Source organism: Piscirickettsia litoralis (assembly GCF_001720395.1).
Classification (GTDB): Bacteria; Pseudomonadota; Gammaproteobacteria; order Piscirickettsiales; family Piscirickettsiaceae; genus Piscirickettsia; species Piscirickettsia litoralis.
In genome coordinates, this window is record NZ_MDTU01000001.1 from 294,441 (window position 1) to 295,415 (window position 975).

The following is a 975-nucleotide window of genomic DNA, read 5'->3' on the forward strand; positions in this document are numbered from 1 at the left end:
AATACTACTATCTTTGCAGAGTTATCAGACTGAGTCGTTGCGTAGTCTTGATGTTTGTTGAGAGCTGCTTTCTGTCTCTGCATATTCTCTAAAAGGTAGCATAGATAATTTTGACTTTCGCGGTATTTGTTTAGTAAAAGTAAGAGGATTTTTACTAGTAGAAGGGGATTTGTCTTTAAGGTGTATTGCACTATATTTTTTTAGTAATGATTTATGTGTTATTTCCTTTTTTTGTCCCATAACTTTCCATTGTTTCCGTAAGAGCGGATATCTCTCTGCCGTATTGCTTGACTTTTGGATCCCATTGTATCAGCAATAAATTTGAATTTTGTTTCTTTTAATAAGTTTTCATTTTTCCAGCTGTTGTTGTATTCCCTTCACCATTTTTTCGTCGTTGAGATACTAGCTCACAAAACCCTTGTAAGAGTTTTGGTGAGAACGGCTTTGTTGCATATTCAAGTATGGCTGATTTTTTTGACTTACTTCTTGTGCTTTCGCTAATTTGCTCGCAAAAATGAGACCATAAGCGATCTTGGGAAATACCGCAGTGCTTTGAAAATAACCCAATGACTTTTTGAGATGGAGTTGAAGACTGTTCCTCTTTATAAATTTCGATGGAAAAAATTCATATATTCTAAGTCTTTTAATATTATTTTATTTTTAGCACGATTAAGGTAGTCGTTTTCTTCAAACCGTTGTTTGTCTTCTGGATTAGAAGCTAGGTGTGCAGAGATGAGAGCTCGATAGTTAGAGTCAATAGCAATTAATCTTGTTAAGTCAAGTTGCTCTTGAGTTGTTAAATTTTTGTACTCATCTATTTCAATGTTTGTTCTACCTACATCCCACTTACTAGTTTTACTTTTTCTACTGAGAATGAGCTCTTCTGAAATCTCTTTGTGGCCTGGTTCACCTAGAAAACAACTTTGCCCTGCATAAGTAGAAAGAAGAGTGCCTTTCTTTCGGGGAAAAATAATT

At 34.7% G+C, this 975-nt stretch carries 1 protein-coding gene; it reads right to left on the bottom strand.

Going from position 1 to position 975, the window contains the following annotated elements; translation table 11 throughout:
• Nucleotides 1–602 precede the first annotated feature (602 nt).
• Nucleotides 603–975: hypothetical protein (locus tag BGC07_RS20370; RefSeq protein WP_158006825.1), on the bottom strand; the 373-nt coding region annotated here is incomplete at its 5' end.